Below are 25070 nucleotides of genomic sequence, written 5' to 3' on the forward strand. Positions count from 1 at the left end.
CACTCGGCTTGGCTTCCGTCGCGGCACCGCGGCCCGCATAATCCGCTGAACCGCCGGATACGGACCCGTATGTCCGGTGGTGTGGGAGGGGCGGCGTCGCGAGACGCCCCCCTATCCCGATGGCGCGATCAGCACCCTCGGCAAATGCCACTGATCTTGCGGTCGACGAGGGCATCCTCCTGATCAAGGACATACTGCGATCCCGGGGTTGTCGCGGGAACGTCGGATGCGTGGGGTTGCCGGTGGCCGACCGGCGCCGTCCAGGGTCTGGTGGTCGTTTCCTTTCCAGGCGACGAAGGATGAAAGGACTGCGCGGACACCGTGCCCATTGTCGATACGATCGCGACCACAACCAGCATCTTTGAGGTGATCATATGTGTCTCCAAATGGATCCCGCCCTGCATGCGGGGGTCTCACATCTGGATTTGCCTTGGAGACGCAATATTCCACGTTATGGCCGCGTGATCGCGAGAGTCCGCTTTCACGATATGGCGACCGCGGCGAAACCCACCGCGGCATCGATCAAGTCCAACCTGATCTAAACCTCAAGCCTTCGCCAGCGCCTGTGCGAACACGACTTCGATCAGCGTGCCGGAATTGGCTGCGCTCTTGATGTTGAACTGGGCGCGGTTGGCTTCGACCAGCGCCTTGGTCAGGGACAGGCTAAGCGCCGAACTATCCGAGGCATCGCCGGGCGGCGGGGTGCAGAACGGCTCCATTGCGGCGGCGACTTCCCGCTCGGAAAGGCCGTGGCCGGTGTCGCGGATGCGCAAGGCAATCGCGCCGCGGTCGGTCAGCGCGGTCGAGACGATGACCTGGCCGCCGGCGCTGGCAAGCCTTATCGAGTTCGATATCAGATTCATGGTGATCTGCCGCATCGCGCGTGCATCTGCCGTCACCTGCGGCAGCGCATGGGCGAGCGAGGTGCGGATGATGATGCGCTCGCGATTGGCCTGCGGCTGCATCACCGTGACGCAGGCTTCGACGAGATCGTTGAGATTGAGGTTGGAGAAGTTGAGGTCAAGCTTTCCGGTCTCGATGCGCGACAGCTCCAAGAGATCATCGATGATCGCGATCACGCGCTCGCCGGAGGCGCGGATGTCCTTCATGTATTCGCCGTAGCGCTCGTTGCCGAGCGTTCCGAAGCGTTCGGAGATCATCACCTCGGCGAAGCCGATGATGGCGTTAAGCGGCGTGCGGATCTCGTGGCTGATCCGCGCCAGCATGTCGGCCTTGGCGTTGGCGGCGCCGTCGGCGAGGCGCCGCGCCTGCTTCAGCTCGCTCTCGCCCTTCTTGCTCTGCGAGAGGTCGCGGAAGACGGCGAAGAAGTTCGGGCCGTCGGGCCGGGTGCGGCCCATGATCATGGCCAGCGGAATGACACCGCCCTTCTTTTCGCGCCCCAGCACCTCGCGGCCGTGGTCGAGCAGGCTCGCGATGTCCTGGCCCTTGAGGTGCTCCAGATAGTCGACGACGACGTGCTGGCTCTCGGGCGCAAACAGCGTCGTGAGATTCTGCTGCAGCAGCTCTTCGCCGTCATAGCCGAACAGCGCCTCCGCGCTGCGGTTGCAGGCGTGGATGTTGCCTTCGGCATCGAACATGACGATGCCTTCGGCCGTGGTGTCGAGGATCGCGGCGAGATCCTCGGCATCGGCGTCGCCCGCTTCGGGCTCAGGCTCGGGCGCGCCAGGGATTGTTGCCAGGGTCTCGGTGACGACGGTCTCGACGAAGACAGGCGCCGCGACAGCAGGTGCAGCGATGACAGTTGTAGCCTTGGGCAGCGCGCAGATCAGCGCATGCGCGCTCTCGCCGTCCCAGTCGATCGTGTGCAGATGCGCTTCGGTCGTCGCGAGCGGCCGCTCGCCGTCGGCGACGGTTGCGCTGATCGTCACCGGCGTGCCGGCCTGCGACGTGCTGCTCGTGGGCGACACGCCCGGCTCGACATAGAGCGCGTCGAGCCCGCCGGCATCCTCCAGCGCGCCGAGGCTGGCATAGCCCATGCGCGCGAGGAAGGCGGGGTTCGCGTAAAGCAGGCGGTCCAGCCGGTAGATCAGGATGCCCGATGGCAAGAGGTCGAGCAGCGTGCGGTCGCGCGCGCTGTGGCCATGCGCCGGCGTCGCGGGCTCGGTGAGCCATTCGGCCGGTGCGGGCGGAGCCTCATGCTCCGGCGTCAGTGGTTCGGGTGTGATCTCCGCCGCCGGCGGCTCGGAGGTTACAGATGCGATCGTCTCTTGCTCGCGTTCGAGCCGCTCGGACAATTGCCGGGCGAGCTCGTTGAACGCACTGTTCTCGACGGGCGTCAGCGTCGGCGATCTCTGGTCGCCGGGCGCGCGGAATGGCACGACATTGGGAGGCGTTTCCACGGGCGTTTCCGGATCGGTTGGATGTGAATTCGCTTCGGTGACGGGTTCGGGCAGTTCAGCTTCAGTCTCAGCTTTGGTCTCAGGCTCAGTCTCAGGCGCGGGCGGCTCGATCGGCGGTGGGGGAGCCTCTGCCAGCGGAGTCTCTTCCAAGGGCTCGGCCTCGAGCTCGGACTCGGGCTCGGACTTGGGCTCGACGACGTCGGCGGACAGGGCGTGCTGTGCGGGCGGCTCGACGAACAGTTCAAAGCGCCTGAGAGCATCGAGCCGGTTGAGGGCGTCGAGATCGCGGCAGACGCCAAAACCCCTGAAGCCCACAAAGTTGCGCTCGCGGTCGTAGATCGGCAGACCCGCAAGCTCGACCGGCACATGCTCGCCGCCATCGGCCGGCCAGTTCACGGTGATCCCGGCCCAGGTGTCGTGGCTGGCAAGTGCCTGCGCGATGCGGCCGTCAGGGTCGAGCGAAAATTCGTCGGCGATCTCGCGCCAGGGGCGGCCGAAGCCAGCCGCGGTGTGCGCGCCCATCAGGCGGATGAACTCGTCGGAGCCGAGCACAAAGCGCCCCTCGGCATCCATCTGCCACAGGAAGCGCAGTGGATGCTGACGCGGAGCGGGCGGCTCTGCTGACGGCCGGTCGACCATGCCTGTGGTGATCGGCCTAGCCTGCGGCGATACAATGGCCTCTGGCGGGTTTTCAACCGGAGATTCAGGCGCGGCTTCGATCGTCGCGGCTGTATAAGGCGTTTCGACCGGCTCGGCGAAGGGGTCGACCAGCGTGAATTCGGACGGTGCCTTGTCCGGCAGCGCCGGCTGCGCATGGTCCGGCACCGCGGCAGGAAACGGGGCCTCCGGCGCAGGTGCAGCGACGTCTTCGCGCGCGACGTCTTCGCGCACAGTATCTTCGGTCGCGTCAGACGCGGCATCCGTCGTCGTCGCCGGCGCGGCCTGCTGTACGGCAGGCTCGATCAGCGCGACCAGGCCGATATCGGCACCCTGGCCGACCCGTCGCAGCACCATCTGGCCGATGCCGATCGGCGTCTCCGCGCGGCCTTGGGCAAGTGCATCGCTGCGCGCCTGTTCGAGGCCGGCTTCGCCGAGATCGCGGAAGCCGAGCAGGGGGCGGGCTGCTTCGCTCGCGCCGACGAACAGTCCGTCGGGCGCGAATGCCGCCATCGGCACCTTCGCGCCCTCGACCAGCCGGTGCAGGCGCTCGACCAGCGGCATGGTGCGCCCCGCAGGGTCCAGCGCGGTGACGAGCACACCAGATCTTTCGGTGAAATGGCCGCCATCGGCGAAGTCGAGCCGCGCGCACGCGCAGGTCATGAGGGTGCCGAGGGAGGCGCCGAAGCCGCGCAGCCGCTCGAGCCTGACTGCGCCGCCCGCGGGCAGCCGGCGGCCGAGCTGGGCCACCTGGCGGCGATGTGGATCCGCTGGTCCGAAGGTCTTCGCGGCGAGCGCGGCGGCGTTGGCGGCCCGGAACAACCTCACGCCGACGGGATTTGCCCACAGCACGCGCGTGCCGTCGATCGACCAGAGCCATGCGGGCAGCGGAGATGTCGCATGTACGGCCAGCCGCGGATCGCCCACGCCTCGCAACTGGAAATCCGAACTGCTCATCCGACCGGCTTGCTTCTCGCTGTCATGCGTCTGGCATGGCGGCTGCCGGGAATGACAGCCTTAAGAAAGGGTTAGTATCGCGCGCGGGCGCGGGCAGGTCCACGTCCCGGTCCTCAGGGGGCGGCCTAAAGCCGCGATAACCTTAATGTGGATGAACCCGCAAGCCCGCGCAGGCGTTGCATCCGCAGGATTCGTGCGCGGCCTCTCGTCATACCGGCAATACCCTTCGCCGCTAGGCTCGAGGTGGGCGCGCCGGGGGACAAAACAGCAAAACAGCAGGACAACAGGAGTGGTGGGATGGCCGACCTGGGACATGACCGTTTCGAGCTTCCGCCGGAGATGCGATCGATGGCGGAATCGAACTTCAAGCAGGCGCGCGAGGCGTTCGAGAAACTTCTCGCCAACGCCGAAGCCGCCGCCGGCTCGATCGAGGAGAGCGGCGCTCACATGCGGGCCGGCGCCAGGGACATCGGCGCCCGGGTGATCGCTTTTGCCGAGACCAACGTGAAGGCCTCGCTCGACTACGCCCAGTCGCTGGTTCTCGCCAGGGACCTGCCCGAGGTGATGCGGCTGCACAGCGAATATGTGCAGGCCCAGATGCGCGCGCTGGCCGAGCAGGCCGACGAAATGGGCCAGATCGTCAGCCGCGCCGCGATGGATGCGACCCGGCCGAAGCACTGAGCCCCTCCGGGCCGTCATTCCGGGGCGCGCGTAGCGCGAACTATGATGCGCAATTGCGCATCCCTTCGCTCCGCTCCGGGCCCCGGAATGACGGGAGCGCGAATATTGCGTTTTCAGCACCCAAATACCTCAACCACCACGAGTTCCCGCGGGAACCGCATCCTGGCCGGGATTAAATTGTCGCGACGCACTTCGGGATGCGTTGCGATGCACAATGTTGACATGATAGGCAGGAATAGTGCTCGACGCTGGGCGAGCCATCTCGATTGTTTCGCGATTCCAGTCTTCGTACCCGCTGAATTCGGGCCCAGATTGGGGCCGGCGGGCGCGCCGGAAAGTTCACTCCATTTTGCATTAGCGTGAGGGACAACCATGACAGGTGCGACTGATCCATTCTCTGCCTCGATCATCCCGTTCGAGGTTCCCGAGCAGGTGCGGGCGTTCGCCGAAAAGGGCGTTTCGCAGGCCCGGGAGAGCTACGCGAAGTTCAAGGATGCCGCCGAAAGCCAGAACGGCACCATCGAGGCCGTGTTCACCTGCGCCAGCAAGGGCGCGAGCGAATACACCGCCAAGCTGATGGAGTTCATGAAGGCCAACACCAGCGCCCATCTGGACTTCGCCCAGGAGCTGCTCGGCGCCAAGTCGCCGACGGACGCGATGCAGCTGTGGAGCGGCCACGCCCGCAAGCAGTTCGAGACCTTCCAGGTCCAGGCCAAGGAGCTCGCCGAGATCGGCCAGCGCGTCGCCGCCGAGACCGCCGAGCCGATCAAGGCCAGCGCCTCGAAGTTCTACAAGCCCGCCGCCTGAGCCATTGGCCGTTTAAGTTAAGAAGCCCGGGCCGCAGGGCCCGGGTTTTGTTCTGGAAATAACGTTGCTTAAGTTGACGATTTCGGGGTTTTGCGGCCTTGCCAAAGGAGGCCGTTGCACCTAGTTTCCGCCCCGTCCAGCCCCCCTCGGTGACCGGCCTGTCCAAGGCGCCCCCCCGGGCGGCTCGCAAGGATGCAGTTGTAGCTCAGTTGGTTAGAGCGCCTGTCTGTGGAACAGGAGGTCGGTGGTTCGAGCCCACCCAACTGTACCAGCGCAAAATCAAGTACTTAGTTAGAGATTTGCAGCGCCGAAAATGGGCGAATTTTAGCATCGGGGTATCCTGAAGGGGAGGGAGATAGTGATGCCACGCGCGATCTCGAAAACAGACGTAAGTTTTGGAACTATCAGCGTCGGCGCGGTCAGGATTGACGGCGAAACAAAGAAGCTGATCGTCGGCAGCCGGGAATTTGAGCTGGATCAGCTCTCGCCGGAGCAGGCCGATCGACTGGATGCAATGGCGCGTGGGGCGTTCAACAACATGGGCGCGACTACGGACGAGACCCGGCGAGACTTGGACGCCCTGGTTGCCGAGCTGATCAGCAAGCGCACGCATAGCTGGTTTCCCTTTGTGATTAGAACCAGCGCCCTATGAACCACCGCCTTGCGCGACGGGACAAGTGGAACATTCGTAAAATCAGAATTAAAGCGGGAGACTAGCCCGGAAGACACACCTAGAAACAATTGGACGCATATGGAAAATCATGCCACCAACTTACCAACCTACCTAGGGTGGAATGAAGGGCATGGTTGGGGGGGATTCTTCGCGACATTACGCCGTTGCGACGGCTCTATTATCGAATGCGGATGCAAGGTGCCCGCGGACAATTCGATGAGGAATTGCGCGACAGGCCTGCACGAGACGTGTCAGCGAAAGTCGAGTTCGGATTTTATCCCGCGCGGCCCAACCGTATCGGGCTCGCACCGATCAACACAATTGCTCTCGCCCACAACTATCGTCCCAACATCGACGGATTGCGGGCGGTAGCTGTGCTTTTGGTGGTGATCTTTCACGCGTTCCCTGATGAAGCGTGGCTTCCTGGCGGCTTTGTTGGCGTAGACGTGTTTTTCGTCATCTCCGGATATCTCATCTCGAAGATCCTGTTCAGCGAAATCGAGCAACACCGATTCTCTTTAGCGAGCTTTTATGGGCGCCGTATTAGGCGCATATTCCCTGCCCTCGCTGTTTGCCTCGCCGTTGTGTTGGCATATGGATTCGTCGTATTGATGCCCTCGCAGCTTGCTCAACTCGGCAAGCAAGTTTTTTTCGGGGCCAGCTTCCTGTCTAACTTCGCACTCTTGAGCGAGAGCGGATACTTTGACAGTGCCGCTACTTCAAAGCCGCTTTTGCATCTTTGGTCTTTGGGCATTGAGGAGCAGTTCTACATCCTCTGGCCACCGCTGCTTTGGATCGCCTTCAAACTAAAAGTCGCGATTGGTCGATTGATAGTTGGGCTGCTGGTGGCTTCCTTTGCGATCAATATCGCCCTCTCGCTCACCGACACGTCGAGCGATTTCTACCTACCTTTCTCGCGCTTCTGGGAATTGCTAGCCGGTGCAGCACTAGCTTGGCGGCCGGATATCAATCTCAAAGCAGGCCTAAAGCATGTAATTTCATTGGCAGGCCTGGCAACCATCTTGATGTCCGCGCGATTGTTTTCACCGGAGATGAGCTTCCCCGGCTGGCTCGCTTTGCTGCCCGTGGCGGGTTCGGCTGCGATCATCCTGGCCAGTTCAGATGCCGTAGTTAACAAAAACATCCTTTCAAGTCGCCTCGCGGTGTCCATAGGGCTTATCAGCTATCCTCTATATCTCTGGCATTGGCCGCTGATCGCCTTCTCTTATGTTATCCGAGGGAAGCCTCCGACTCTTCTTATGGCCTTCGGAATAGTGATCGCGAGCCTGTTGTTAGCTTGGACCACATACCGCTTCATTGAACGTCCTGTTCGCCTTAGTTCCAGTCGCTCGCAATGCACTCAAGTTGTCGCTGCCTGCCTCGCCGTGCTTGGCACTTGTGGCTTGGCGGTATGGGTCACAGGCGGCGTGCCGCAGCGTTTTTCCGACAGCCGCGATCTGGATAAGATTAACGCCGCCACTCTGGACGCGACTTACGCGCCGACGAACGGCATGAACGTTCTCGAATATGATAGCCGCGGATACTCCATTGTCGCTCAAATCGGCCAAGGCGCTCGCAAAGTAGTGCTGGCTGGCAACAGTACGATGTTCCACTACGGCCCTCGTTTGCAGCAACTCGCAGACGAAGGGCGGTTAGCGGTCCACGCATATTTAGTGACCGGCCCAGCATGCCCGTTGGTGCCTGGTGTGATCGCCCGTGATGAATTTGCAAACTGCGCCACCGTCGCGAACAGATTGTCGGCGTTGGTACGAAGAGAGAAGGTGCAGACGGTCGTTATCGGCCCTCACTATTGGCCCAGGAAAAATGCCTTTATCGAACGGGAGGGCAAATCTATTCCTCTGGATGGAGGAGAAGAAGGGAGGCGTGCCTTTTACGCCAACCTCGAAGATTATGTTCGCGAACTAGAACTGAATGCGACAGTTTACCTCGTGCTAGGCGCGCCGCAGTCTCCTACAAGCCTAAACCCTCAACGTATGGTCACACGAGGTATCACTGGGTTTCGCGTCGATCCGAATGCTCAGAAGTCCGTGCCAACTGCCGATTTGCGAGCGGTTTATGCTCAGCATGACGCTGATCTGCGTGCCGTCGCAGAGCGCACCGGAGCGAAGCTTCTAGATGCGTTTCCCGACGTTTGCGGGAACGGCGAAACGTGCTCACCCTTTTTCGGAGCACGCGAGCCGAAATTTACAGACGGTGTCCATCTGCGTCCTGTCTTTGTTCGGGAGCATTTGCACTTCCTCGATTTTTTTATTGATGTAGTCCTCGGAGTTGTTTCGCATTAACGCCGCCTCCGAGGGCCACTGCCGCGCGGCCACGAGCGCGATCAGACTGAGGGGTGATCGCGCTCGATCTCATCAGTACTTCTGCCAGCGCCGAACGTCTCGGTCGCCGCCTTTGCCGGCCAACCCATACTGATCGCCTCTGCTTTGGTCTCGGCAACCATGTTGGAGGATTCAAATCTCCCAGCCCTGATAATCGTCGACATTGGCGCGGTCGACGATGAAGTGCATGTCATGCGGTCGAGCCGCTATACCAAGAAGTGGTCCCGAGATGACGTGGCGATGCAGATCTTCAAGCACAGAGATAACCCGCGACTGGTCCTGGTGGACCCGCAGTCCGTGGTCTGCGAGCGCAACGAGTGTTATCTGGTCAGGAACGGGCAAGCCAATTTCCGCGATACAGCCCACATTTCCAACGTCAATGCGCTTCAGTACCGGGGTTTGTTCGATGCTGCCTTCAAATCGGCTTTGGGAAAGCGATAGGACCATCAATCACACGCAACGCTACTTCATCCCCGCCACGATCATCACCACCACCGGCAACGTCACCGCAGCCAGCAGCGTGCCCAGCGCAACCGCCCCCGACACCGGGTTCACCAGTCGCTGGTACTGAACCGCAAAGATGTACGCGTTCGCGCCGGTCGGCATCGCCGCGAACAGCACGACCACGGCGGCCGCAAGCGGCGGCAGGTTCAGCAGCTTTGCGAGCAGGAAGGCGGCCGCCGGCATCGCCAGCAGTTTTAGCGCGCTCATGACGATGATGCCGAGCTTCTCGCCCTTGACCTCGAAGCGGAACAGATTGATGCCGAGCGCGATCAGCGCCGCCGGCGATCCCGCCTGCGCGAGCAGTTCGATTGTCTTGTCGACGACAGGATTGAGGCCGAGGCCGGTGAAGCGCCAGACGACGCCGAAGCCGATCGCCAGCATCAGCGGATTGCGCGCGAGATCTGCGAGCACGGGCCGGATCACCGACAGAGGCGAGCCGGTCCGCTTGCGGCTGACAAGCTCCATCTGCAGGATGCCGCAGAGCCAGAGCAGCGGCGTGTTCACCGACAGGATCAGCGCCATTGGCCCCGCGGCCTCGTTGCCCAGCGCCGAGAGCGTGAGCGGAATGCCGAGCATCACGATGTTGCCGTAGACCGAGCCGATCGCGAACACGACGCCGTCCTCGTGGTCCTCGCGCCGCTCACGCAGCAGGGCCGACAGGATGAGCGCCGCGATCCAGGTGATGGCGAGCGCGCCGTAATAGGCGCCCCACATCCTGTAGGGGCTGACATCAGGGAATTCCGACACGACGATGGTGCGGAACAGCAAAGCGGGGATGGCGATGCTGAAGGCGAATTCGGAGATGCCCTTGTGCGCGGTCTCGGAGACGAAGCGAAACAGCACCGCCGCATAGCCGGCCGCAATCAGGGCAAAGACCGGAGCGACGATCAACACGGTGGCCATGCGACCCTCACCTGAAGGGGATAGCTGACCACCCCACGCATCCCTAGTGGTCGCATCATGCCGCTGTGTTGCCCGACGTGTCAAAGGGGTTTCGTAAAATCCGCAAAGTGCCGGTTCAGCCCTCATCGGCTACTTTGCATGGGGTTGTTTTCGCGTTTTTTGCCTGACGGTCAATGGAGGCTCGGGCCGGACCCGACCTCGCCAGTTCCGCCAAAGGGTTAGCCGTGCATTGCGGAGCCGTCCCCGGCAGGTGCCTCTGCGTCCTGTTGCCGCTGGTCTGGCTGCAGGGCTGACCGGCCTGTTGCCGAGAGCGCACATCTCCAGGGTTTCGTATTTCCGCGCGTTGCCAACCAACCGGCGTTCACCCACTATTCCCTCTGACTCGACATTTGGGAGGATCGATGCCGACCTTTCGCTTGAGAACATCCTTTGCAAAATCCTCGGCTGCCGCAACCTTCGGGATTGCACTGGCCGTCCTGGTCCAGCCGGGTGCTGGCTTCGCCTACACGCCCGAGCAGCAGCAGGCCTGCTCGCCCGACGCGATGCGGCTGTGCGGCGAGTTCGTTCCGAACGTCGACGCCATCACCGCCTGCATGATCCAGAAGAAGGCGCAGCTCTCGCCGCAGTGCAAGGTTTTCTTCCGCCAGGGACCCGAGCCGGGTGAGGGCCGCGCTAAGCCGCACACCGCCAGGAAGAGCAGCAAGCCGGCGCCGAAGGCGAGCAAGAAGAAAAAGACCGAGCCGAGCTGAGCGCTTCGTCGCCCGTTCCAATCGTGAAACTCCGTCATGCCCGGGTTCTCCCCGGGCATTCGCGTTTCCGGCGCCTCTCGTAGCCAGGCGCGTGCGAATGGACATGATCGCCGCCGCAATGTCCTCCGATCGCGGGAGGCGTGACGTCGTCTCGCAGCCCTTAAGTCAAAATGACTGACATCAGCTACGCGACAGCCACCGGACTCCTTTTGTTCGCACGACCTGCGCGCGTGCTTGCGGCGATTACAGCGCATCCGCTGGAAAAGGGTTTGCGCGGAGAGGTTGCGTTCCGGTTTTTCCCGCGTTGCTGCCTGGAAAACGAACGAATGCCCGTCTGAAAGGCGTTTCACTGCAGTTTGTGACTCGTCGCACGGAGCAGTGTGACTCAAAAGCCAACACGTCTTGTTATTTCGTGACTGCGACGCAACCGCCGGTAAATTTTTCTTTCCCGAATCAGCGCGCTGATTCATTTTCGGCGCCTGGGGTCAACTGGAGGCCAAGGTATGAACGTTATTGTTTTTGCATCGCGTAAAGGCGGCTCGGGCAAGAGTACCCTGGCCGCACATCTCGCCGCGCAGATCAAGGCGAGCAAGCAGGTCATGCTCGTGGACGCGGATCCGCAAGGTTCGCTCACGCTGTGGCACAAGCTGCGTGGCACCAACGAGCCGCCGATCAAGGCTGCGGTGAACTCCGTCAGCGGCATCGTCTCCGCTGCCAAGCGCGATGGATATGAATGGGTGTTGATCGACACGCCGCCGAATCTGTCGGCCGTCGTCGACGACGCGATCAGGAACGCGACGATGGTGATCATTCCGGCGCGTCCCGGCGTGTTCGACGTCAACGCGGTGCAGGAAACGATCCAGATGTGCCGCGCGGCGCGCAAGCCCTACGCGGTCGTGCTCAACGGGGCGCCGGCCCGCCGCGACGAGTCCGAAAGCCCGATCGTCACCATCGCCCGCGAGGCGCTGGCAAAATTCCGGGCTCCGGTGTGGGGCGGCCAGATCACCAACCGTTCGGATCTCCTGATGGCGCTGAGCCACGGCGAGGGCGCGCGGGAATATCAGGCCGAGAGCCGTGCGGCTCAGGAAATTGCAAGGCTGTGGGCGGCGATCGAGCGTTCGGTTAAGGCTATTCGCGGCACGGCGTCGGCATCCGGCGCAATGCACAAGCAGGCAGCATAATTTTCAACATTCATTCCCCGGACGAAAAACGCGCAGCAGTCTGCGCGTTTTGCGTTTCTGGGATGATGACGAGAGCACGCTCCGGAGTGCGACTCCGGAGAGATCGTGCAACAAAGAGCGCGATGACGATCGCGCCTTACGCCACCAGCAGCATGTAGAACACGATGACCGGCGACAGTGTCAGGATCACCGACCAGATGCCGACGGACCAGAGAATGTCCGCGGTGGTAAAACCCTGCTCTCCGGCGTCGTAATGCGACACCGCTTCATTCCGACTATTCACAAACGCCCCCGCGATTTCTTCGCTTATGGACGTGAACGATAGGCGGGATGTTTTAATATTCCGGGCGGCAAGCCAGTGCGCATTTGAACACAGGTGCTACCCACGGATTAACCATCCGCGCCAGCCGACCAGCCAGACGCGAAAGCCGTGGATGCGCCATGCCGCGGCAGCGAAGGTTCTTCGCACGCCGTTAACCACGGGCACGCCGTTTCACTCCTTCTCCTCCGCCGTCATTCCGGGGCGCGACGAAGTCGCGAGCCCGGAATCCATCGTTCGGCGGAGTTGGTGGATGAATGGATTCTCAGATGCGCAATTGCGCATCATAGCTCGCGCTGCGCGCGCCCCGGAATGACGACAAGTACTCCTTCTGCAAGCGGGGACAGGCGCTATGCTGCCACCGGCATCCTTCGCTCGATCTCGCGATCGAGCGTGGCGGCGAGTTCGCTGCTGACTTCCACCATCGGCAGGCGCACTTCGGGGCTGTCGATGAGGCCACTTCGCCACAGCCAGTACTTCGCAGGCGCAGGGCTCGGCTCGGCGAACAACAGGCGCGTCAGCTCGGCGACCTCGTGCCAGCGTGCCAGCGCCGCATCGTGGTTGCCGCGCTTCAGCTCGGTGTGAACAGCGGCAAAGGTCGCGGTCTCGACATGGGCCGACAGCACGATGCCGCCGTCGGCGCCGTCGGTGAGCGCCTCGAAGTAGTTCGCATCCTCGCCGGTGAGCACGCGAAATCCCCTGGGGCGGTCGCGCAGCAGCGCGATCGATTGCTCGCGGTTCGCGCCGCAATCCTTGAGCCCGACGATGTTGGGGTGCTCGGCAAGGCGCAGCAGCGTCTGGTTGGTGATGTTGACCGAGGTGCGATAGGGGATGTTGTAGAGCATGAGCGGCCAGGCGGCGTGATCGGCGAGCGCCTCGAAATGCGCCAGGAGTCCGCGCTGCGACGGCCGCACATAATAGGGGCTTGCGATCAGATAGCCGTCGATCGGCCAGTCCGCGGTCTCGTCGAGGCGATCCTTCAGCCGCGAGGTGTCAGCACCTGACAGTCCGAGGCAGATCGGTAGCTTGCGGTGGCCGGCCGCCATCTCGTCGCGCACGACAGCGACGAGGCGCTCGAGCTCAGCCTCGCGCAGCGTCATGCCTTCACCGGAAGTCGCCCCGAGTATGAAGCCGTCGACGGCTTGTGCGCTGTAATGCCGCGTCAGCCGCCGCAGCGACGTCTCATCGAGACGGCCGTCGCGAAACGGCGTCACCAGCGGCAGCCACAGCCCGTGCAAATGATCTTGTAGATCGGTCATGTTCCTTCTCCTTCTCTGGAAGACCTGAGACGGAGGGCACATGAAAAAACCCCGTCCAGGCGGCGGGGTTTTCGGGATTTGCTGCGATGACGAAGTCGATTAGCGCGCGCAAAAATCCGAGGTCCCCGGATGGGGGCCTTTTTTCGAGATGATTGCGCACGACTTCGTGATCATTCGTAAATGATGCGGGGTATGCCCGGAACTGTCAATACACGCGGAAGGCGAAAGCCAATTTGCATGAAAAAAAAGCCGGGCCCAAGAGAGCCCGGCTTGAGGTATTGGCCACGTGAGGCCGACACAATCACCTTCCAAGAGGGATTACTGAACTTCCGCGCCACTGGAGGAGGGGGACAAATGCGCAACGCGAACGTTCAGCGTGGAAACATTATGGGCTCGCCTCACGCCATGCAGCAACCGTCCAGGTCGCATGTCAGTCATGCGGAAATCAGGACGGCCAGCGCTGCGCCTTGCTCACCACGAAGTCGCGGAACACCTGCACGCGCGCGACCGTCTTCAACTCCTCGGGATAGACGAAATACGTGTCGAGTTGGATCGAATCCGATTCACCGAAGAGCTGCACAAGCTTGCTCTGCTCCTCGACGAGATAGTCGGGCAGCGCCGCGATGCCGAGGCCCTGCTGACAGGCACGCACGAGGCCGAGGATGTTGTTGACCTTGAAATAGGCTTCGCGCGGACCCGAGCCGTTGCGACCGGCTTCGATCAGCCAGTTGCGGTTCTGCAAGTGCGGCGCGAAGTTGCCGTCGGAGAGCGTGATGATGCGGTGCGAGTCGAGTTCTTCCAGCGTGCGCGGCGTGCCGAAGCGCTTGATGTATTCGGGCGAGCAATAGGCGTGGAAGCCCATCGCGAACAGCTTGCGCTGGATGAGGTCCGGCTGCGTCGGCTTGCGGGTGCGGATCGCAACGTCCGCCTCGCGCATCGACAGGTCGAGCTCCTCGTCGGTGACGATCAGCGAGATACGAATCTCGGGATAGAGCGCGGTGAATTCGCCGAGCCGGGGGATCAGCCAGTTGATGCCGACGCCGGGCGTGGTGGTGATCTTGAGATCGCCGCTCGGCCGCTCGCGGCTGTCGGTCAGTTTCGCGCGCGCCGCCTGGAGCTGCATGAACACGTCATGCGCGGTGCGGAACAGCAGGTCGCCCTGCTCGGTGAGGATCAGGCCGCGGGCGTGGCGGTGGAACAGCGAGACCGAGAGCTCCTGCTCCAGCGCGGAGACCTGGCGTGACACCGCCGATTGCGACAGGCCGAGCTGCTCTCCCGCATGCGTGAAGCTTCCCGCTTCCGCCGCCGCGTGAAACACCTTCAGCTTGTCCCAATCCATGTCCGTAAATCCGTCGCGTGTTCGAGGCATGATCTTTATTCCGCTGCCGCGCGCTCGCTGGCGCGCAGGGCCAGGAAACGTTCGGCTTCGAGAGCTGCCATGCAGCCGAGGCCGGCGGCCGTGACGGCCTGGCGATAGGTCTCGTCGGCGACGTCGCCGGCGGCGAACAGGCCGGGCACCGAAGTCGCGGTCGAGTTCGGGGCGACCTCGACATAGCCCGACGGTTTGAGCTTGACCTGGCCCTTTACGAGCTCCGTCGCCGGTGCATGGCCGATGGCGATGAACACGCCGTCGGCCTTCAGCTCGGTGCGTGCGCCGGTCTTGACGTTCTTGAGGCGGACATGGGTGACCTTGTTCGGGTTCTCGGTGCCGCAGATCTCGTCGACAGCTGAGTCCCAGACCACCTTGATCTTCGGGTGCTTGAACAGACGCTCCTGCAGGATGCGCTCGGCGCGGAAGTGATCGCGACGATGTACGATGGTGACCTGCGAGGCATGGTTGGTCAGGTACAGGGCTTCCTCGACCGCAGAATTGCCCCCGCCGACCACCACGACTTCCTTGCCGCGGTAGAAGAAGCCGTCGCAGGTGGCGCAGGCCGACACGCCGCCGCCCTGGAATTTCCCTTCGGACGGCAGTCCGAGCCAGCGCGCTTGTGCGCCGGTGGCAAGGATCACGGTGTCGGCGAGATAGACGTCGCCGCTGTCGCAGGTGAGGCGGAACGGCCGCTGCGCGGTCTCCAGCTTGGTGACCAGGTCGGAGACGATCTTAGTGCCGACATGGACCGCCTGCTTCTCCATCTGTTCCATCAGCCAGGGGCCCTGGATCACGTCGGCGAAGCCCGGATAGTTCTCGACGTCGGTGGTGATGGTGAGCTGGCCGCCCGGCTGGATGCCCTGGATCAGGATCGGCTCAAGCATCGCGCGGGCGGCGTAGATCGCCGCGGTGTAGCCGGCGGGGCCGGAGCCAATGATGACGACCTTAGCGTGGACAGCGGACATTTTGACGGACGCCTTTCACGGGGGATTTGCAGCGCGGGCGCGGAACGTGCCGGGAGGGCCTTGCGGAGGCGCTGAAATATCAGAGCTAATCTAAGCCTTCTGGTGAGCCATGCAAGAATTGCATTCCCAATCAGCGGATTTTTCCAACAAGGAACAAAAGTCGATTGGCGTGATTGCGCAATAAAATTGCGCTGGCGGGCGCGACTGGCTATGAGGATTGCATCAGACCCACCCGATACCGCCATTAAGGCCAGGAGTTCCAATCACGTGTCGCGGAACCTAGACGAGATCGACCTCAAAATTCTCGCCGAGATCCAGGCCGACGGTCGAATCACAAATGTCGAGCTGGCCAAGCGGGTCGGTATTTCGCCCCCGCCCTGCCTGCGCCGCGTCCGGGCGCTGGAGGAGGAGGGCTACATCCACGGCTACCGGGGGCTGCTGGATGCCCGCAAGCTCGGCTTCGACGTCACGGTGTTTGCCGCGGTGCACCTGTCCAGCCAGGCCGAGGCGGATTTGCGCGCCTTCGAGGAGTTCGTCCGCGCCGAGCCGCTGGTGCGGGAGTGCTGGATGCTGTCGGGCGAGGTCGACTTCATCCTGAAATGCGTCGCGCCTGACATGGCGACCTTCCAGGATTTCGTCACCCACCTCACCGCCGCGCCCCACGTTCGCAACGTGCGGACCTCGCTGGTGCTGCACAACTCGAAATATGAGGCGGCCGTGCCGCTGGACGTGAAGGGAAGAAGGTAGCAGGCGCCGCTCTCGTGCCCCGGACGCAGCGCAGCGCGTAGCGGTGCGCTGCAGGGCCGGGGCCCATCTCACCGCGCCTTCCCGTGTTGCCTTCTGGGTCCCGGCTCAGCGCAGCAACGCTAAGAGCGTTGCAGCGCGTCCGGGACACGAGAGCGAGGGCGCGGCTCCGTCATTGCAATGACGAGGGGTAAGAGCGCGTACTCTGCTCACGCAAGTTACGCGCAGACGCGAAAAAAAAGGCCGCGCGGGGCGCGGCCTTTTCAAACGTCATCACTTGCAGCGGCAAATCCTTACCGCCACTCCACCTTGGTGATCTCATACGCCTTGGCGCCGCCGGGTGTGTTGACCTCGACGGACGAACCCTTCTTCTTGCCGATCAACGCGCGCGCGAGCGGCGAGGTGATGGAAATGCGGCCCTTCTTGGCATCGGCCTCGACCTCGCCGACGATTTGCCACACCGTCTTCTTCTCGGTGTCCTCGTCGACCAGCGTCACGGTTGCGCCGAACTTGATGGTGTCGCCGGAGAGTTTCGAGATGTCGATGATGTCGGCGCGCGCGAGCTTGTCCTCAAGCTCGGCAATGCGGCCTTCATTGTGCGACTGCTCTTCCTTCGCGGCGTGATATTCCGCGTTCTCCGACAGGTCTCCGTGCGAGCGCGCCTCGGCGATATGCTCGATGATCCGCGGACGGTCCACGGACTGGCGATGCTTCAATTCTTCCCCGAGCGCGGCAAATCCGGCCGAAGTCATCGGAACCTTTTCCATCTCTTCTCTCGTCCTTCGGAGGCGCGCCCCATGACCGAGGGCACGGCAACCTTGATTCGTCGGTATTCCTGGGGCTGAACACACGGCCACCGGAACGTTATGTGGGTCTGGCGCCGGAACAGAACAACCACATGGCCGGACGGTTCCTCCGGCCATTGTAGCTTCAACGCCAATCACCTAGCGGAGGCTTCGCCGCCGCTAGCAATCAGGTTTCCGAAAAGTAGCTCTGCAGGGTACGAACCTCAAGGTCCCCGCCCAGATAGGCGCGGATGCCCTGCGCGGCCGCCACGGCCCCGGAAAGAGTGGTGTAATACGGCACTTTATGCAAGAGGGCCGCACGCCGCAGCGAACGGCTGTCGGCCAGTGCCTGCGGGCCTTCGGTGGTGTTGAAGACGAGCTGTACGTCGCCGTTGGTGATGGCGTCGACGATGTGCGGCCGCCCTTCCAGAACCTTGTTCACCTTCTCGGTCGGAACGCCCTGGTCGGTCAGGTAGCGCGCCGTGCCCGAAGTCGCCAGCACCTTGAAGCCGAGCGAATGCAATTCGCGAACAGCCTCGGCGATGCGCGTCTTGTCGCTCTCGCGCACCGAGACGAACACGGTGCCCTTGCGCGGTACGGGCGTGCCGCTGCCGAGCTGGCTTTTCGCAAACGCTACTTCGAAGTTGCGATCGATGCCCATGACCTCGCCGGTCGAGCGCATCTCGGGACCGAGCACCGTGTCGACGCCGGGGAAGCGCGCGAACGGGAACACCGATTCCTTGACGCCGACATGCTTGAGCTGCGCCTTCTTCAGCTTGAAGTCGGCGAGCTTCTCGCCGGCCATGATGCGCGCGGCGATCTTGGCGACCGGCGTGCCGACCACCTTGGCGACGAACGGCACCGTGCGCGAAGCGCGCGGATTGACTTCGAGCACGTAGATCTCGCCGTCCTTGATCGCGTATTGTACGTTCATCAGGCCGACGACGTCGAGGCCGAGCGCGAGCTCGCGGGTCTGCCGCTCCAGCTCCTCGATCATCTTGGCATCGAGCGAGTAGGGCGGCAGCGAACATGCGGAGTCGCCGGAGTGGATGCCGGCTTCCTCGATGTGCTCCATGATGCCGACGATGAAGGTGTCCTTGCCGTCAGAGAGGCAGTCCACGTCCACTTCGGTGGCGTCCGACAGATAGCGGTCGAACAACAGCGGGTTCTTGCCGAGCACGGTGTTGATCTGCCCGGTCTTGTCGTTCTGATAGCGCGCCTTGACGTCGGCGGGCACTAGCTCGGGCAGCGTGCCGAGCAAATAGTCGTTGAGCTGGTTCTCCTCGCGAATGATCTGCATCGCGCGGCCGCCAAGCACGTAGGATGGACGCACCACCAGCGGCAAGCCGAGATCGGCCGAGACGAGGCGGGCCTGCTCGACCGAGTAGGCGATGCCGTTCTTCGGCTGCTTCAGGCGCAGCTTGTCGAGCACGCGCTTGAAGCGGTCACGGTCTTCCGCAAGGTCGATGGCGTCGGGCGACGTGCCGAGGATCGGCACTTCGGCAGCTTCCAGCGCACGCGCAAGCTTCAGCGGCGTCTGGCCGCCGAACTGCACGATCACGCCATGCAGCGTGCCGTTCGTGCGCTCGGTCGCGATGATCTCCAGCACATCCTCGGCCGTGAGCGGCTCGAAATAGAGGCGGTCGGCGGTGTCGTAGTCGGTCGACACCGTCTCCGGATTGCAATTGACCATGATGGTCTCGTAACCGGCATCCGAGAGCGCGAAGCAGGCGTGGCAGCAGCAATAGTCGAACTCGATGCCCTGGCCGATGCGGTTCGGGCCGCCGCCGAGGATGATGACTTTCTTCCGGTCCGACGGCGCACTCTCGTCCGCGGCATTGCCAGCCAAAGGCGACTCATAGGTCGAGTACATGTAGGCCGTGGGTGAGGCGAATTCGGCAGCGCAGGTGTCGATGCGCTTGAACACGGGGCGGACGCCCAGCGCGTGACGCTTGGCGGTAACTTCCGCATCCGTGGTTTGCGCGAGCACCGCAAGCCGCGCGTCCGAGAAGCCCATGGCTTTCAGCGTGCGCATGCCGAAGGCGTTGGAGGGAAGACCGCTCTTCTTGATCTTCTCTTCCATGTCGACGATGCCGCGCATCTCGCCAAGGAACCACGGGTCGATCTTGCAGGAGTTGAAGATGTCCTCGTTGGACCAGCCGAGCCGCATCGCCTGCGCGACCTGCAGCAGCCGGTTTGGCGTCGGCGTGCCGAGCGCGGCGCGGATCGCGTTCTTGTCGTCGCCCTGGCCGAGGCCCTCGATCTCGATCTCGTCGAGGCCGGTGAGCCCGGTCTCGAGCCCGCGCAGCGCCTTCTGAAGGCTTTCCTGGAAGGTGCGGCCGATCGCCATGACCTCGCCGACCGACTTCATCGAGGTGGTCAGGGTGGAAGAGGCGCCGGGGAATTTCTCGAAAGCGAAACGCGGGATCTTGGTCACCACGTAGTCGATGGTCGGCTCAAACGAGGCCGGCGTCGCGCCGCCAGTGATGTCGTTGGCGATTTCGTCCAGCGTGTAGCCGATCGCGAGCTTGGCCGCGACCTTCGCGATCGGGAAGCCCGTCGCTTTCGAGGCCAGCGCCGAGGAGCGCGACACGCGCGGGTTCATTTCGATGACGACCATGCGGCCGTCTTCGGGATTGACGCCGAACTGCACATTGGAGCCGCCGGTCTCGACGCCGATCTCGCGCAGCACCGCCAGCGAGGCGTCGCGCATGATCTGGTATTCCTTGTCGGTCAGCGTCAGCGCCGGCGCCACCGTGATGGAGTCGCCGGTGTGCACGCCCATCGGATCGAAATTTTCGATCGAGCAGACGATGATGCAATTGTCCTTCTTGTCGCGCACCACCTCCATCTCGAACTCTTTCCAGCCGAGCACGGATTCTTCGATCAGGACTTCGTTGGTCGGAGACGCATCGAGGCCGCGCTCGATGATGTCGAGGAACTCTTCCTTGTTGTAGGCGATGCCGCCGCCGGTGCCGCCCATGGTGAAGGAGGGACGGATGATCGCGGGCAGGCCGATCTCGGAGAGAGCCATCATCGCCTGGCCCAGCGCATATTCCTGATAGCGCTTGCGGCGGTCGCCTTCGCCGAGGGTCCATTGCCGATCGAGCTCTTCGAGAGCCGCGCCCGACAGCTTCTCGCGTTCGGCGTGGTATTTGTCGCGGAAGGACTTCTTCAGCTCGGACGCGTTGGCGAACCGCGACTTCGGCGTCTGCAGCCCGATCTTCTCCATGGCGTTGCGGAAAAGCTGGCGGTCCTCGGCCTTGTCGATGGCATCAGCGGTGGCGCCGATCATTTCGACGTCGAATTTTTCGAGCGTGCCCTGCCGGCGCAGCGACAGCGCGCAGTTCAGCGCGGTCTGGCCGCCCATGGTCGGCAGCAGCGCGAAGCCGCCGGGAATGACGTGACGTTCCTTCTCGATGATCCTGGCGACAATCTCGGGCGTGATCGGCTCGATATAGGTCGCATCGGCCAATTCCGGGTCGGTCATGATGGTGGCCGGGTTGGAATTGACGAGGACGATGCGATAGCCCTCTTCCTTCAGCGTCTTCACCGCCTGTGTGCCCGAATAGTCGAACTCGCAAGCCTGGCCGATCACGATGGGACCGGCGCCGATGATGAGGATGGTGGTGATGTCTGTACGTTTGGGCATCAACTCTCGCCGGACTGGAATCTGGGCACAAAAAAAAGGGCGCGCTTGCTGCGCGTCCCCTTGTGCGAGAGCGCGGGGTCTTCCCTCGCGCGCGGGTGGGTCTTAGACCAGATTCCGGAGCGGCGAAACCCCGAAAAATGCCCATCAACCGGCAATTTTGACGGGTTTTGGCCGCGCCTGCCAGCCACGGGCGAGATGCACCAGAAGCGAGGCCGCAACGCTCGATCCGCCGATCCAGCCGAGATCGTTTGGCGAGAGGGTGGCCAGCACCGCACCGCCCAGCGCCCCGCCGATGGCGAAGCCGAGATACATCGCGGAGGCGTTGAGCGAGAGCGCGATCATAGAGGCCTGCGGCTCGATCCGGATGATGCTGGCGAGTTGCGCCGGGTAGAACGCCCAGCCGGAGATGCCCCAGAGGAAGATCGCGCCCAGCACCGCGTAATGCGCCTCGCCGGGCATCAGCTTCAGGATCAGCGAATGCAGGATCAGCGCACTCGCCATGCCGGCAAGCCCGAGCGCGGCGGTTGCGAGCGTGCCGAGCCGGTCCGCCAAAATGCCGCCGAGCATGTTCCCGATCGCGGCCGCGCCGCCAAACACCAGCAGCGCGAGGCTGATCTGCGAAGCGTCGAATCCGAGGCCACGCAGCGGGACCGCGAAATAGGTGAACACGGTGAAGCCTCCGAGCGCCCACAAGATCGTGATCAGCAGTGCGACCAGGACATTGCTGTGACGCGCCACCGCCAGCCGTTCGCTGAGCGAGGCCGTGTTTCGCGGCAGGCCGCGGGGCAGGCCAAGCAGAAGGCCGGCGAGCGCAACGGCGCCGATCAGGGCAACCATCGCGAAGGTCGCGCGCCAGCCGAACAGGCTGCCGACGAGATTGCCGAGGGGGACCCCGATCACGGTCGCAACCGTGATGCCCGAGGTGACCAGCGCCACAGCGCGGCCGCGACGTTCGGGCGAAGCGACCGCCACGGACACCGCCAGCGCCGTCGGCACGCAAAGCCCGGACCCGAGCGCCATCAGCATCCGCGAGGCCAGCAGCAGGGCGTAGCCGGAGGCAACCACCGCGGCGAGATTTCCGGCGACGAAGGTCGACAACGCCACGGCCAGCACGGTGCGGCGGTCGATGTTGTTCAGCGTCACCGCCAGGATCGGCGAACCCACGGCATAGGTGAGGGCATAGGCAGTGACCAGTTGGCCGGCTGCCGAGATGGAAATCGAGAGATCGGTGGCGATCGCCAGCAAAAGCCCCGCAATGACAAAGCCTTCCGTGCCGATCGCGAAGGCGGCCAGGGCCAGCCAGAACACGCTCATTGGACAACATTCCTATGTTCAACGTCTATTGAACAATCGATGGCGAAGGGCGGGGAGTCAATTGGTTCAAGAACTATTGAACATCAGCGCCGCCTCGTTATGATTGCCGGACCATGAGCCGCACGCCTCATCATCCCACCCGTGAGCAGATCGAGCTGCCGACGGTTCTGGATTGCCTGAGCGATCCGATCCGGCTCGCCATCGTCTACCAGCTCGCCCAGCAGGAACGTGTCAGCAGTGAATTGTGCTGCGGCGACTTCAGCGCCCTCGCCGGCAAATCCAACCTCGCCTATCACTTCGCCAAGCTGCGCGAATGCGGCTTGATGCAGACGCGCGTGGCCGGAACCAACCGGTTCATGCGGCTGCGCCGCGAGGATATGGACGCGCGCTTCCCCGGCCTGCTCGATGCCGTGATCAACTCCGCAGCCAGGGATGCCGGCCGGCTTCAACTGCTGTTCGAGTGCGAAACGGTCGGTGGGGAGAGAAGCTGAGACGATCGCGCGCAAGCGCCTGATTTGCGCGGCGCGTCAATGCCTTCGCGAGATGCAGCGAGGCATCCGCCGGAAATCATCCGCTACTGTGCATGGGGTTGTTTTCGAGATTTTGGTTTTGGGCGGGCAGTCCGTTCACGCTTCGCGCCTGCTGGTCTAGCGTGGCTGCGCCACGCGTAGCCCCGCAGGGGCGAAGCGTGGAGACCCGGCCTGGATTTGAACCAGGATGAAGAGCGATGCACCGCCCTCGCGTAGACGCTTCCGCCACCGGGCCGTGGCGATCATGACCGATCGGGGTGCGACAAGCCACCTGAGGCGCTCGTTATGCTTAACGGACGACGGGCGGCCGCGCGATGAAGGTCATGCGCCAGCGATTGTGGCCGACATTGGTTTGGGCGCGCTGAACCGCGAACCCGGCCGCAGTGAGCTTGGCGGTGATCTCGTCCTCGCTGTAGCGCTGCAGTCCGATGCGCGAGCGCAGTTGACGGTAATCTGACAGCGCGGTGCTGATCAGCCCGATCAGCGCGTCCTTCAGGAAGCCGTGGCGCAGGCCGAAGCTGAGCAGCGCCATCACGTCCCGGCCCATGCCGACCTCGGGTTGGAGGATGTCGCCGAGCACCAGCTTGCCGGACGGGGTCAGCAATCGCCGGATGTTGAGGAGCGCACCGTCGAGCTCCTCCGGCGTCATGTATTGCGCGACCGAGTTCATCACGACGAGGTCGATGGACTGGTCCTCCATCTTACGGACGTCATCGAGCGAGTGGACGCGGATCTTCGTGTTCGGGGCGAAGCGCGCTACCAGCCGGCCGCGGACACCGGGGGGCGGGCTCGGCGAGGATCAGCTTGCCGCAGGCGGCCGCCACTTGGCTCGCCGACAGCGCCTCGCCGCAGGCATAGTCCAGCACCGTCGCCTCGGGCGAGGGGATGTAGCCGATGATGTCCCGCGCGATGATCTGGAAGTGCAAATCGCGATGCAGCTTGCTCACATAGATCGTATGCGTGGAGTCGTAATAATCGATCCAATCGTCCATGGTATCCGAGGGCCTCGGCCAAACAGTTCCTGGGCAGGAACCGGCGCTGCCCGCCTTGCGTTAGGGGTGCGACGGCGCGCCGTCAATGTCCGCGTCCTAACAGGAAGGTTTCCCGTGAGCAAAGCCCCCCACAAGGTCTCGCCCGATCTCGACACCCCCACCGATCTGTCGTCCCAGGCGGTCAACAAGGTTTCCGAGGCGCTCAACGTGCTTCTGGCAGACGCGTTCGCGCTCTATCTCAAGACCAAGAATTTCCACTGGCACATCAGCGGCCGGCATTTCCGCGACTACCATCTGCTGCTCGACGAGCAGTCGGACCAGATCTTCGCCACCACCGACCAGCTCGCCGAGCGAGTCCGCAAGATCGGCGGCGCCACGCTAAAGTCGATCGGCCAGGTCGCCAAGCTCCAGACCATCAAGGACAACGACGAGGACTACGTCCCGCCGCGCCAGATGCTGCGCGAACTGATGCAGGACAACAAGCACGTCGCTAGCGCGATGCGTAAAGCGCATGAGGTCTGCGACGAGGCCGGCGATGTCGCCAGCGCAAGCATCCTCGAGGTCTTCATCGACGAGACCGAGCGTCGCACCTGGTTCCTGTTCGAAGCCACCCGCCAGGAAGGCGGCAACGAGGCGTAGGGGCGGATTGCCGTAAGGTGGGTTAGCCGAAGGCGTAACCCACCGCGTTGGTGCACGCGGAAACGGAAGAGGTGGGTTACACCGAGCGACTGCGCTTCGCGCAGCCGCAGGGCTAACCCACCCTACGGCTCTGTGTTTGTGGCTATCGCCACAGCCGCATCATTGCTCCGTCCTTGCCCGTGACCGGATCGGCCGGCGGCAGTGCGACCTTCGGAATCGTCTTCAGCGCCTTGGCATGGTTCTCGAGCGTTGCCCGCGTGATCTCCATTTTCGACCCCGGCGGATAGGCGCCGATCACGCAGAAATCGCCGCTGGCCTTGACGCATTGATGTCCGGTCCCTGCCGGCAGGATCGCGACGTCGCCTGCCTTGATCTCCAGCTCGCGGCCATGGTCGCCGCCGAAGCGGACGCGCGCGCTTCCGCGTGCGACGCCTAGCACCTCATGCACGGTCGCGTGGTAGTGCAGATAGTCGTAGACGCCGTTGCGCCACGTGCCGCCCCAACTGTTCTCTTCGAACAGGTTCTCGATGGTCTCTTCCGGCTGCTTCGGGTCGAGCTTCACCGCGCCCTGGTAGACGAGGAAAGGAAGGACGCTGTTCGGCACGAGCCCGTCGTCCTCGAACACGATCGCGAGCGGCTCGGCATTGTCGCGGACGACGGTCATGGCATCGCTCCCGCGCGAGAC

At 63.2% G+C, this 25070-nt stretch carries 20 protein-coding genes, 1 tRNA gene and 1 pseudogene; 11 read left to right on the forward strand and 11 right to left on the reverse strand.

Going from position 1 to position 25070, the window contains the following annotated elements:
• Positions 1–545 precede the first annotated feature (545 nt).
• A complete protein-coding gene (locus AC629_RS38255; protein WP_084809877.1) occupies positions 546–3974 on the reverse strand; it encodes a PAS domain S-box protein in 3429 nt (1142 codons plus the stop codon).
• Positions 3975–4271: 297 nt separating this feature from the next.
• Between AC629_RS38255 and AC629_RS38260 the strand changes: the two genes are divergently transcribed.
• The 6 genes from AC629_RS38260 to AC629_RS38285 all read left to right on the forward strand — a co-directional run bounded on the left by AC629_RS38260 (position 4272) and on the right by AC629_RS38285 (position 8918).
• Complete coding sequence (locus AC629_RS38260; protein WP_084809878.1) at positions 4272–4655, forward strand: phasin family protein; 384 nt, start codon at positions 4272–4274, stop codon at positions 4653–4655.
• A 372-nt stretch (positions 4656–5027) separates the two neighbouring features.
• Positions 5028–5462: a phasin gene (locus tag AC629_RS38265; RefSeq protein ID WP_084809879.1), complete on the forward strand. Its 435-nt coding sequence runs from the start codon at positions 5028–5030 to the stop codon at positions 5460–5462.
• A gap of 194 nt (positions 5463–5656) precedes the next feature.
• Positions 5657–5733, forward strand: a tRNA-His gene (locus AC629_RS38270).
• 90 nt (positions 5734–5823) lie between these two features.
• Positions 5824–6114 carry a hypothetical protein gene (locus AC629_RS38275; RefSeq protein ID WP_084809880.1) on the forward strand — a complete coding sequence of 97 codons (291 nt, stop codon included), beginning with the start codon at positions 5824–5826 and terminating at the stop codon, positions 6112–6114.
• 155 nt (positions 6115–6269) lie between these two features.
• Positions 6270–8438: an acyltransferase family protein gene (locus AC629_RS38280; RefSeq protein ID WP_143199770.1), complete on the forward strand. Its 2169-nt coding sequence runs from the start codon at positions 6270–6272 to the stop codon at positions 8436–8438.
• Between the two features lie 159 nt (positions 8439–8597).
• The gene (locus tag AC629_RS38285) at positions 8598–8918 is read left to right on the forward strand and encodes an SGNH hydrolase domain-containing protein (RefSeq protein ID WP_084809882.1); all 321 of its coding nucleotides are present in this window, start codon (positions 8598–8600) and stop codon (positions 8916–8918) included.
• A gap of 21 nt (positions 8919–8939) precedes the next feature.
• Here the strand turns inward: AC629_RS38285 and AC629_RS38290 are convergent, their stop codons facing one another.
• A complete protein-coding gene (locus AC629_RS38290) occupies positions 8940–9884 on the reverse strand; it encodes an AEC family transporter (RefSeq protein WP_084809883.1) in 945 nt (314 codons plus the stop codon).
• A 401-nt stretch (positions 9885–10285) separates the two neighbouring features.
• Between AC629_RS38290 and AC629_RS38295 the strand changes: the two genes are divergently transcribed.
• Together AC629_RS38295 and AC629_RS38300 are read left to right on the forward strand one after the other, a co-directional pair.
• Positions 10286–10633: a hypothetical protein gene (locus AC629_RS38295; RefSeq protein WP_084809884.1), complete on the forward strand. Its 348-nt coding sequence runs from the start codon at positions 10286–10288 to the stop codon at positions 10631–10633.
• 503 nt (positions 10634–11136) lie between these two features.
• Entirely contained in the window at positions 11137–11814 is a 678-nt protein-coding gene (locus AC629_RS38300) for an AAA family ATPase (RefSeq protein WP_084809885.1), read from the forward strand.
• A 136-nt stretch (positions 11815–11950) separates the two neighbouring features.
• Here the strand turns inward: AC629_RS38300 and AC629_RS50015 are convergent, their stop codons facing one another.
• The 4 genes from AC629_RS50015 to trxB form a co-directional block, all read right to left on the reverse strand.
• Positions 11951–12076 carry a hypothetical protein gene (locus AC629_RS50015; RefSeq protein ID WP_283848231.1) on the reverse strand — a complete coding sequence of 42 codons (126 nt, stop codon included), beginning with the start codon at positions 12074–12076 and terminating at the stop codon, positions 11951–11953.
• 407 nt (positions 12077–12483) lie between these two features.
• Complete coding sequence (locus tag AC629_RS38305) at positions 12484–13392, reverse strand: 4-hydroxy-tetrahydrodipicolinate synthase family protein (protein ID WP_084809886.1); 909 nt, start codon at positions 13390–13392, stop codon at positions 12484–12486.
• A gap of 445 nt (positions 13393–13837) precedes the next feature.
• A complete protein-coding gene (locus tag AC629_RS38310; RefSeq protein WP_084809887.1) occupies positions 13838–14761 on the reverse strand; it encodes a LysR family transcriptional regulator in 924 nt (307 codons plus the stop codon).
• A 5-nt stretch (positions 14762–14766) separates the two neighbouring features.
• Positions 14767–15729 carry a thioredoxin-disulfide reductase gene (trxB, locus tag AC629_RS38315; protein ID WP_084809888.1) on the reverse strand — a complete coding sequence of 321 codons (963 nt, stop codon included), beginning with the start codon at positions 15727–15729 and terminating at the stop codon, positions 14767–14769.
• A gap of 267 nt (positions 15730–15996) precedes the next feature.
• Between trxB and AC629_RS38320 the strand changes: the two genes are divergently transcribed.
• Entirely contained in the window at positions 15997–16476 is a 480-nt protein-coding gene (locus tag AC629_RS38320) for an Lrp/AsnC family transcriptional regulator (protein WP_027534298.1), read from the forward strand.
• A 290-nt stretch (positions 16477–16766) separates the two neighbouring features.
• On the opposite strand, the gene greA is transcribed toward AC629_RS38320, so the two are convergent.
• From greA to AC629_RS38335, 3 genes are all read right to left on the reverse strand, one after another.
• Complete coding sequence (gene greA / locus AC629_RS38325; RefSeq protein ID WP_074117122.1) at positions 16767–17240, reverse strand: transcription elongation factor GreA; 474 nt, start codon at positions 17238–17240, stop codon at positions 16767–16769.
• Positions 17241–17445: 205 nt separating this feature from the next.
• On the reverse strand, positions 17446–20910 hold the full coding sequence (carB, locus tag AC629_RS38330) for a carbamoyl-phosphate synthase large subunit (RefSeq protein ID WP_084809889.1): 3465 nt from the start codon (positions 20908–20910) through the stop codon (positions 17446–17448).
• A gap of 144 nt (positions 20911–21054) precedes the next feature.
• Positions 21055–22224, reverse strand: a complete 1170-nt coding sequence (locus AC629_RS38335) for an MFS transporter (protein ID WP_084809890.1) — start codon at positions 22222–22224, stop codon at positions 21055–21057.
• Positions 22225–22337: 113 nt separating this feature from the next.
• Between AC629_RS38335 and AC629_RS38340 the strand changes: the two genes are divergently transcribed.
• The gene (locus AC629_RS38340) at positions 22338–22715 is read left to right on the forward strand and encodes an ArsR/SmtB family transcription factor (protein WP_084809891.1); all 378 of its coding nucleotides are present in this window, start codon (positions 22338–22340) and stop codon (positions 22713–22715) included.
• A 328-nt stretch (positions 22716–23043) separates the two neighbouring features.
• Here the strand turns inward: AC629_RS38340 and AC629_RS38345 are convergent.
• A pseudogene (locus tag AC629_RS38345) lies at positions 23044–23746 on the reverse strand (class I SAM-dependent methyltransferase).
• A 114-nt stretch (positions 23747–23860) separates the two neighbouring features.
• Here AC629_RS38345 and AC629_RS38350 point away from each other — a divergent pair.
• Complete coding sequence (locus tag AC629_RS38350; RefSeq protein ID WP_084809892.1) at positions 23861–24385, forward strand: Dps family protein; 525 nt, start codon at positions 23861–23863, stop codon at positions 24383–24385.
• Positions 24386–24527: 142 nt separating this feature from the next.
• On the opposite strand, the gene AC629_RS38355 is transcribed toward AC629_RS38350, so the two are convergent.
• A complete protein-coding gene (locus AC629_RS38355; RefSeq protein ID WP_084809893.1) occupies positions 24528–25049 on the reverse strand; it encodes a cupin domain-containing protein in 522 nt (173 codons plus the stop codon).
• Positions 25050–25070 lie beyond the last annotated feature (21 nt).

Source organism: Bradyrhizobium sp. NAS80.1, assembly GCF_001908205.1.
Taxonomy (GTDB): Bacteria; Pseudomonadota; Alphaproteobacteria; order Rhizobiales; family Xanthobacteraceae; genus Bradyrhizobium.

What these genes read in the sequence shown, in the direction of transcription:
- AC629_RS38255 (WP_084809877.1), bottom strand. Translation starts at nt 3,974, where the DNA reads ATGAGCAGTTCGGATTTCCAGTTGCGAGGCGTGGGCGATCCGCGGCTG.
- AC629_RS38260 (WP_084809878.1), top strand. Translation starts at nt 4,272, where the DNA reads ATGGCCGACCTGGGACATGACCGTTTCGAGCTTCCGCCGGAGATGCGA.
- AC629_RS38265 (WP_084809879.1), top strand. Translation starts at nt 5,028, where the DNA reads ATGACAGGTGCGACTGATCCATTCTCTGCCTCGATCATCCCGTTCGAG.
- AC629_RS38275 (WP_084809880.1), top strand. Translation starts at nt 5,824, where the DNA reads ATGCCACGCGCGATCTCGAAAACAGACGTAAGTTTTGGAACTATCAGC.
- AC629_RS38285 (WP_084809882.1), top strand. Translation starts at nt 8,598, where the DNA reads ATGTTGGAGGATTCAAATCTCCCAGCCCTGATAATCGTCGACATTGGC.
- AC629_RS38290 (WP_084809883.1), bottom strand. Translation starts at nt 9,884, where the DNA reads ATGGCCACCGTGTTGATCGTCGCTCCGGTCTTTGCCCTGATTGCGGCC.
- AC629_RS38295 (WP_084809884.1), top strand. Translation starts at nt 10,286, where the DNA reads ATGCCGACCTTTCGCTTGAGAACATCCTTTGCAAAATCCTCGGCTGCC.
- AC629_RS38300 (WP_084809885.1), top strand. Translation starts at nt 11,137, where the DNA reads ATGAACGTTATTGTTTTTGCATCGCGTAAAGGCGGCTCGGGCAAGAGT.
- AC629_RS38305 (WP_084809886.1), bottom strand. Translation starts at nt 13,392, where the DNA reads ATGACCGATCTACAAGATCATTTGCACGGGCTGTGGCTGCCGCTGGTG.
- AC629_RS38310 (WP_084809887.1), bottom strand. Translation starts at nt 14,761, where the DNA reads ATGCCTCGAACACGCGACGGATTTACGGACATGGATTGGGACAAGCTG.
- trxB (WP_084809888.1), bottom strand. Translation starts at nt 15,729, where the DNA reads ATGTCCGCTGTCCACGCTAAGGTCGTCATCATTGGCTCCGGCCCCGCC.
- greA (WP_074117122.1), bottom strand. Translation starts at nt 17,240, where the DNA reads ATGGAAAAGGTTCCGATGACTTCGGCCGGATTTGCCGCGCTCGGGGAA.
- carB (WP_084809889.1), bottom strand. Translation starts at nt 20,910, where the DNA reads ATGCCCAAACGTACAGACATCACCACCATCCTCATCATCGGCGCCGGT.
- AC629_RS38335 (WP_084809890.1), bottom strand. Translation starts at nt 22,224, where the DNA reads ATGAGCGTGTTCTGGCTGGCCCTGGCCGCCTTCGCGATCGGCACGGAA.
- AC629_RS38340 (WP_084809891.1), top strand. Translation starts at nt 22,338, where the DNA reads ATGAGCCGCACGCCTCATCATCCCACCCGTGAGCAGATCGAGCTGCCG.
- AC629_RS38355 (WP_084809893.1), bottom strand. Translation starts at nt 25,049, where the DNA reads ATGACCGTCGTCCGCGACAATGCCGAGCCGCTCGCGATCGTGTTCGAG.